This is a genomic window from Peptidiphaga sp., from assembly GCF_057238965.1.
The window spans coordinates 1-8,331 of the sequence record NZ_DBHHEV010000038.1 but is presented as its reverse complement, the minus strand read 5'-3'; the positions used below and the strand labels follow the sequence as shown (position 1 = coordinate 8,331).

The following is an 8,331-nucleotide window of genomic DNA, read 5'->3' as shown; positions in this document are numbered from 1 at the left end:
TGCTGGGACTGGCGGCACCAAACCGGCAACGCTCCGTACCGGCAACCGAATCACGATCGACATCGAATGGGAAAGCCCAACCGGAATTCTCGTCGCCGAAACCGACGAAGAGAATCAAGCCGAAAAGGAAGGAAATAACGAGGATTCCGCAACTGAAACCAACAAGGGGAGCGAGAATCAAAAGGGCTCAGAGGCGAATCGAAAGAGCTCAGACGCGGTGCCTCAAAACGCTCGAAGCAGCGAGAAGAGCCCCAACACCCAAAAGGGCGCCACAAAGCCATCGGCAGCTGACAAATCCCAGAAAGGTGAAAAGCCCCGGAAAGGTGACGAGTCGTCGAAAGCGGGCGAAGCCGAGAATACCGATGGGCAAAAGGGCTCCAGGAACACGGCGCGCCCATTGCGGGCATATAAAACAGCCGACGGCGAGCCGAAGGCCCCTCTTGTACTGCCCGGAAGCTCGGTCCGGGGCGCGCTTCGCGCACGTGCTTCAAGGATCGCTCGGACGATTCTCTATCGGAAGCGGGAGGATGAGACGCCGGATTGGTCCAATGTGCCCGTCCACGACCAGCTCGCCAACGACCCAACGCTTGTCCGCGCGTTGTTTGGAACGACGGAGCGACGAGGAGCGGTGACCGTCCTCGACACGCTTTCCAAGCCAGGCAAAGCCGACGAGCAATTGCGCCTCGTCGCCCACAACGCCGGCGATCGATGGACGGGCGGAGTAGCCGACAAGGCTCTCTACTTCGAGGAGTATCCACTCCCAGATTGGGAGCCACTTCATATTGAGGTCGACCTCGACCGAATTGTCGGACTTTCGCAAAGTGACGATTGGCCTCAAGCCGACACCGGGCCGAAAGCCAACGCCGAACCGAAAGACGACGGTGGATTAAAAGGCGATCGCGGTCCGAAAGCCGACACCGGGGTGAAAACCGACGCCGAATCGCAAGTTAAAGGCGGTCCTCAACACGACAGCGATCCTCAAACCGACAGCGGATCGCAGGGCACTCCCAACGCAAACGACCGACGCGATCAAATAGACCTCGACCGCCGACGAGCCGCAATCTGCCTTCTGGGTTTGACCCTGGCAGAACTCGCAACCGGGACGCTACCGCTGGGCAGCCGCGGAACCCGCGGAATGGGCGAAGTGAAGGTCAACCGCTTAACCATAGAGGGGCCTGAAGACATCCTGCCTCCGCCTGCGCATGGGTGGGACATTCACGACAACGGCGAGTCCGTAGCGGAGAAACTTCTCGCCCAGCTCCGACGCGTCAACGAGAAGATCCAAGAAGGAACGGCTGACGGCCTGCGCCTCACTTGGACGGACTTTCTTAACGAGAAAGACAAGAAGGCATAACGATGAGTCAGAATAACCCCACAACACAACCGAACAGCGGCAGGTCGCACAAGGGCGCAGAATCCACTGACACGAAAGACCTTTCCACCCCGCTCTGTGACGTAAAGTGGCATCGCGTCTTCATCCCGAACGCAACGCTCAGCGACGCATTGGAACGCGCGCGAGCAGTCGCAACGGAACTGACACAGCAGCTCGCATCTGTGCAGGAGGCCTCCGGGCAGGACGGCGAATCTGAAAGCCCATCCCAGAAGTTCCAATCCCGGATTTTCCAAGGGATCGCCTACACGACATCGGGCGCGAAGGCGATCGTCCGGATCGACGATTTGGATTCCCGTGAGGCCACCCGGTCCTCTGAGTCTGGCACCATTTCTGATGGTTGCATCACCGCTTCCGACGACGGCGACCCGGCCCCCGCCGTCGGGAACGCCGTCTCGCCGATCGTCGATTCCTCACATGAACGCGTGCCCCTCAACACCGTGTACGAACTCCGCCTGTGGCAGGTGATTGCCCCAGGAAGCTCTTTGGAATGTCCCCAGTCGGGTGAAGCGCCGAACGGCCCCCTGCCGAGTGGATCTGCGCGCAATCGCGGATCGGGTGAAACAGCGGACACTTCCGATGCGAGCAAGGGAGCCAATGGGCGCGATTCGAACGGCGGCGTCCTCGCCCGCGAGATCCGCTGGCTCAATGGGAGCGGCTGCGCTGAGATCGTCGTCGAACGGCTTCGAGAAGGCGAGGATCACGACCCAACCGTGCGTGAAAAAGCGGAAGATGGCGGGACGAACAAAGACAACGGGGCGAAAACGCTCCACCAAAGGTGCTGGTGCCGAGTGAACGAGTACCTTCAACACGGCGCGGACATCTCCAGCGAGGAAAAGCTCGACGAAACCGACATCATGCGCAGCATAGAGGTTTTTGTCGTGGAGCCGGAGTTCAGCAAAGAGGAGCCGAAGTTCGGCAACACGGTGTTCGCCGACGAGCTCATGACCGGAAGGTGGGCGTAAGAAAGTGGGCAGAAAAATGATCGGAACGTCGGCCGCCGCACAGCGGCTCGCAACAACAGGGAGGGAAAACTGACATGGGCACATTCCATTCAGCGGTCAATCGGATTCCAGTTCTTCGCCGGAAGGCGCATAACCTCGTCGCGAAGGGAATGCTGCCAAAAGACATCTTCAACGACGGCAAGGCTCCCGGCCACGACCGACTGGCGAACGAGGGATGGTCGGGCACGATCGACCTCGAGATGACGGTCCGCACCCCGCTCGTTTTCGGAGACCAGTATAAGGAAGACGCCGAAGGCCGCAGAGTGGAGGAATTCGACGGCCTAAAGAAGATTCCCGGCTCGAGGAACATCGTCGAAGTGCCGATGGACGTCTCAGGGCGGCCGTTCATCAGCCCGACGATGGTCAAGGGAATGGTCTCGCGCGCATACGAAACCCTGACAGCATCCCGCTTCCGAGTGTTCGGCGAGCACCGCGCCCCACTCACCTATCGGGTGGACCCGTCGCAGGCGAATCAGCTTTTTCCCGCGAGGGTCTGCCGCGACGAGGCCGGCGACCTCGCCGTCAAAATCCTCAACGGGAAAGGCGAGAAGAATGAGATGGCGCTTCTGGTCGACTCCCTGAACATCGAAGGCATCGAGGTCGTTCGCGAAGGCCACACGCAGTCAGCCCCAAACGCGAAAGCGCCTCAGCGCCCGCGAGTGCCCGGAGCCGGACTTCTTCCGCCTGCAGAGCAGGTACTCAAGAGGTTTCGCTCATTGACTCCCCACGGGGATCCGGTTCGCGTCGGTTTGACTCGCCTCAAAGACGGCAAGCCCGTAGTTACGCATGTGCGGAGCAAGGACACCGGCAAACTCGAAGAGTTCTTCCGTGTTACGCGAAAGGGCGATCGGAGTGCCAGACCCATTGAGGTTGAGGGGTACGCCTGCCGCACAGCACCCGAAGGCAAGTTTGCAAGCGACCTGTTCGAGAACAAGAAGTACGAGAGGTTCTTCTTCAAGATCGACTCTTTGGAGAAATTCAAGATCGACTCTTCGGAGAAAGACATCTCGAGAACGATTCTGCGGCTCACTGAAACGAACATTCGCGACTACAGGCTGATTATCGAGAGCTATCGCAAAGCGTCGGACGAGTACAAGGGACCCGAACCCCATCTGCTCAATCGCGCGTCGCAAAAGCGCGAGAATCGAGCCGCAAACGGCGCTTCAGCACAGGCCGACGACGCACCGGCGCCGATCCTCGCGGAGGGCGACCTCGTCTTCGTCCGCCTCGACACTGACGAGGTGCCAGACTGCTACGGCAAAACGTGCAAGAACATCACCGTATGCGAAGTTCTGCCCACGATGGTCGGACGGCGAGCGTATCAAAAAAGCCCGCGGGAACTCGCTGAGAATCAGCTGGTCGCACCCCTGAAGAATCGCGACGAGGCCTCTCCGGCCGACAGGCTCTTCGGCTACGTCGTGCCGGAAACGATGGAGAACGCAAAGGGCGGCGACGTCGCCTGCCGCGGACGCGTCTCCTTTGGACAGGTCGACTCGTCCGGCGTGAAAGTGTGCCGCAAGGAGAAGAAGCTGGCGCCGCTCCTCGAACCAAAAGTCTCTTCCGCCCGGCGTTTTCTGACCGACTCCGGCGGCGCCACTCCTCGAATCAAAAGGGACAATGAAAGCGCCGGCATCGCTCCAAATGACAGAAAACAAGAAGTCAGCGCCAAAGAAGAAAAGGAGGAATGGCGTCTGCGTGCCCGGAGAGAATACTTCGGGCCAGGTCAGCTTCTCGGCGCAGCGGCCTATCCCGTTCACCGCGAACCGCAAGTCGACGAAACCGGATTCCTCAGAAGCGCAACCGAGCTTCCCCAGCTCGACCTCGAGCAGGGCAATGACGACGTTCGGATCACCGCCAAAACGTGGATCGAAACCGGAAGCTCGCTCAAGTGCACGTTGCGCTTTGAGAATCTCAGCAAATTTGAGCTGGCGTCCCTTGTGTGGGTGCTCACTCCGGAAAACCTCATCCCGTTGGAGGCGCGAAATCGGACTGAGAACGCTGAAGAGAAGGCCAAAAGCGAAGCCGACAAAGGGGACGGCGAGGAACCCGCCAAACCCGTCGGATTCCTGCGCATGGGCTTGGGCAAACCGCTCGGTTTGGGCGCCGTGGAAGTGCGGATCGCCGAAGACGGCTTGAAAGCCTGGCGCGGGCGCAGCCTCGCAAAATCCTACGAATCGCTGGAGGCATGTCTCGGGTTCGGGGCGAAAACGCGCAAGCCGTCGAAGTTCTCCTTGAAGAAGCTCATGCGCGAGGTCGATCCCGATCGTCGCTTGGACCTCGACCGCCTGCCATGGATCCAGGCGATGCAGCGTGCGGCCTACGGCTATGACGACGGCGTCGAAGTGCGCTATATGTCCCTGGCCGAAAACAAGGCGAACAACCAGACGAACAGCAAAACCGGCGAACCGCAGGAAGGCCGCGGCTTGTCGCCCACTGACCTCTGCGGCTCTTCGCCGAGCACCAAAACATACCGTCCGTCCCCAATGCGAATTTCGACGGAATGAAACGTCTGGAAACCCATTATGAGTGAGAAAAACACTGACGAGTCTCGCGCTACCGGCCATGCGCCGAAAGATTTCCAACCGTTCCATTCGGCCGTCAATCGGATACCGCTGCTTCGGGAAACGGCACAAGCTCACGCAGCAGAGGCACAAGCTCGTGCAAAGGAGGCACAAACTCACGCGACGGACGTTCGCAACGCCGTCGGCGCATTCTCCAAGACGCTTTTCGACGACGGCGTCGCCAGCGGTCACGACCGCCTGAAGCCCGATAGATGGTCGGGCTCGATCGACGTGGAGATGACGGTTCACACCCCTCTGGTCTTCGGGAAGCATGACGACGCCCAAAAACATGATGACGCCCAAAAGCACGACGGTGACCAAAGCGGCACGGAGGAGGACAGCGAGGCCCCCACCAGCGAGGTCTCGGGAAGCCTCCGAAGCGAAGAATGCGAGGACGGCACGCCCGAAGAGCCTTTCGTCAGCCCGACGATGGTCAAGGGAATGGTCTCGCGCGCCTACGAAACCCTGACAGCCTCACGTTTTCGGGTGTTCGGCGCGCATCCGTCCTCTTCAAACAAGCTGCGGCGCACCGACTCGTTCCATCGCGCCCAGCTCACATATAGGGGCGATCCGGCCAGCGCTCTCATGCTTGTTCCGGTGCGAGTGGAGGAGGCACGCGGCGACGGCTCCCTGAAGCTCGAGCTGCTGCGGGGAACGACGCCGCACGAATCGGTGCGCAGCTCCGACGACGGCACGAAGGAGTACTCGATCCTGAGGGCGGCGGCGCTCCCCGACCGCGAAAGCAAGCACATCAAACCCGTCAACAAGAAGTCTTTCAAGGAAGCCCGCCGCCTCGCCCCGCACGGCGAGCGGGTTCGTTGCACGATGACCCTGTGCATTCAAGGTCAGCGCAAGGCCCCGCTCTACGCTTATTGGGTAGTCACAGACATCTTCGACGACGCCGGAAAGAAGCACCGCCTCTTCAACGTCGGCGAGGAGATCGTCTCTTTTTCCAATTCGGCAATGGAGAGGTCGGCACGCGACCTTCAAGGCGACTCGAAAGAGCGGCTGGCCGGATCGGGAAGTCGGCGGCACGGATCGGAAAGTCGGCGGCGCGATTCGGAAAGACGGCCGGGCGAATCGGAGAAGAACGGCGTCCGCAACCGGGACGCGCGCTGCGGAAAGCCTGAGACAAGAACCGCCTGGGGCTACGCCTACCGCACAGCCCCCGACGGCAAATCCGCGGGGCAATTGTTCGAGAAGAAACACGATGAGCGCTTCTTCTTCAAGATGGACCCGAACCAAAGCGAGTTCGCCGTCGCGCCCTCGTCCGTCCACCAATCCTACAAGGACATCATCGCCAGCTATCTGTCTCTCAGAAGACAGGAGATAGAGAAGGGTGGAAGAGCGGAAGCGCCTCTGCCCAATCGTTTCACCCGCATGGCAGACAAGAGCGAGTCCAAGGCCCTCAAACCCGGCGATCCAGACTTTGCGGCGCTCAAGAAAGACGACCTCGCATACGCGGTGCTCGACGCAGACCAGACCACGGTCCGCGAACTCGTTCCCGTCATGATCGGACGGCATGCCTACTCGAAGAGCCCGTGGGAGCTCGCGAAGGATCAGAAGACTCTTCCGCTTTCTGAGGCCGGGGAGGCTTCGGCGGCCGATCGGCTTTTCGGATACGTCGTGCAGAAAACCCGAGGCGACGAAGCTCAGAGTGGCTCTCCTGGCGACGCGGCGCTTCGTGGCCGAATCGAGTTCGGTCCGATCGACGCCTCCGGGCCGAACGTGTTCGACCCCTCGCTGAAAACCGTGTGCAAGCTGAAGGACCCTCATCCCCTGCCGCCGTTGCTGGAGCCCAAACCGTCGTCAGCCAGGAGGTTCATTACGGATGAAGAGGGCAAAACACCGCTTGCTGCGGGTGCGGGTGCCCCGCCATCGGGTAATGCGTCAACGCCGGGAAGCGCGGCGGCCTCCGGGAGTACCTCGGCCAAGGCAAATGCTCCAAATTGGAGCCGTCAGGTGATTGCGCGCAGCGAGTGTTTCTCACGCGGGCAATTCTTGGGAATCGCCGCATACCCCGTGCACCGTTGCCGTTTGGGGCGGAACGAGCTTCCCTCGGCGGGCGGGCAAGTCCTTGCCAATGGAAAGGAGACTGAAGAGAACGTCAAGGTTTCCCTCCTCGTCACCTCGTTCATACAGGCAGGTTCAGTATTGCGTTGCCGGATCCGTTTCACAGACCTCGCCCAGGAGGAACTCGCAGCCCTCCTGTGGGTTCTCACGCCGGAGAACCTCGTGCCGCGAAGCGTGCGAGACAGGCGCACCCATGCCGAAAGGGAGGGAAGCCGGGCGGAGTCCTCTGCGACCAAGCCGCCGATCGGATACTTGCGCATGGGGCTCGGCAAGCCGTTCGGACTAGGGGCGATCGAGGCGAGAGCCACGAGCATGACGGCACACAAAGGCGGGGACCTCGCGGAAAGATATGAGTCACTGGACGGATGCCTCGGCCACATGCCGACAGGGCCCGAAAGCCCGTCGCCCGGCATCGCGGACTTCTCTTCCGTTCTCGGAAGGTTCAAGCTCGACGAACAGCCCTGGGTCGAGGCGATGCAGCGAGCGGCATACGGGTACGACGACGTTCGGCAAGGCGAGCAGGGCAAGGCCCGCGAGGTCGAAGTTCGCTATATGACACTCGAAGAAAACAGAGCCAACAATCAGACGGTGACTCCCCCAAGAAAGAAAGGAGAAAGGAAAGCCGTCCAACCGCCCGCCGGGTCCCCGGCGAAAGGCAGGGGGCTTTCCCCCGTCGACCTTTTCGGCTCAATGGCGGAACAACCGCTGACCGTCCAGCCCAGAAAACAGAAGAAAAAGAGAAAGTCATCGGGCGGCAAATCGAGGAAGAAAGGCAAGAATGACGGAAAGAGAGCGAGATCAGAGAAGTAGCCCGACGCCGGGAGCGCTGTGTGTGGCTGTTGCACGTGCGCCCCGCGAGTCTCCGGCTCTGGACGCCCTGACTCTGCTGTGGGGTGTGGGAGTCTTGAGGGCTCGCATTTGCTTGGGTTTTGCAGTGAGTCTGCTGTGCGCGCGGACACTGGGAAAGTTCTGACAATGGGGGACTTTTCGGCGTCGCCCCGTCGAAAGTCGGCACGGAAGACGGGGTTTGGGCGATCGGTGGCGCATTGCCGTTTAGTGGCGAAATCCCGCACAAGTGTGGTCTAATAGAGGCGGTGTTTACCGGTGAGTCAGGGTGCATGGATCGCCGGTGGCGATTACCGTCGAGTAAACGGTGCTGCGACGCGGTTTGCAGAGACGGCAGTCGGTAAGCACCCGGCACCAGAAGGTGCATTGAGACTATACGAAACCCAAATGATCGAATTTCATATACCTCGTCGGTAAGCACCCGGCACCAGAAGGTGCATTGAGACACAGTCGGCTT

General features: G+C 60.6%; 4 protein-coding genes. All 4 read left to right on the top strand.

The annotated features are described in order from the left end of the window. Window positions 1–217: 217 nt before the first annotated feature. The 4 genes from ACO48X_RS06015 (at window position 218) to ACO48X_RS06000 (ending at window position 7,838) form a co-directional block, all read left to right on the top strand. Window positions 218–1,354: an RAMP superfamily CRISPR-associated protein gene (locus ACO48X_RS06015; protein WP_485001218.1), complete on the top strand. Its 1,137-nt coding sequence runs from the start codon at window positions 218–220 to the stop codon at window positions 1,352–1,354. 2 nt (window positions 1,355–1,356) lie between these two features. Further along, window positions 1,357–2,355 carry a hypothetical protein gene (locus ACO48X_RS06010; RefSeq protein WP_485001210.1) on the top strand — a complete coding sequence of 333 codons (999 nt, stop codon included), beginning with the start codon at window positions 1,357–1,359 and terminating at the stop codon, window positions 2,353–2,355. A 74-nt stretch (window positions 2,356–2,429) separates the two neighbouring features. Continuing rightward, window positions 2,430–4,898, top strand: coding sequence for a hypothetical protein (locus tag ACO48X_RS06005; RefSeq protein ID WP_485001209.1), 2,469 nt, complete (start codon window positions 2,430–2,432; stop codon window positions 4,896–4,898). An 18-nt stretch (window positions 4,899–4,916) separates the two neighbouring features. Continuing rightward, window positions 4,917–7,838 carry a hypothetical protein gene (locus ACO48X_RS06000; protein ID WP_485001208.1) on the top strand — a complete coding sequence of 974 codons (2,922 nt, stop codon included), beginning with the start codon at window positions 4,917–4,919 and terminating at the stop codon, window positions 7,836–7,838. Window positions 7,839–8,331 lie beyond the last annotated feature (493 nt).

Coding starts and splice junctions, on each gene's coding strand:
- ACO48X_RS06010 (WP_485001210.1), top strand. CDS start 1,357: ATGAGTCAGAATAACCCCACAACACAACCGAACAGCGGCAGGTCGCAC.
- ACO48X_RS06005 (WP_485001209.1), top strand. CDS start 2,430: ATGGGCACATTCCATTCAGCGGTCAATCGGATTCCAGTTCTTCGCCGG.
- ACO48X_RS06000 (WP_485001208.1), top strand. CDS start 4,917: ATGAGTGAGAAAAACACTGACGAGTCTCGCGCTACCGGCCATGCGCCG.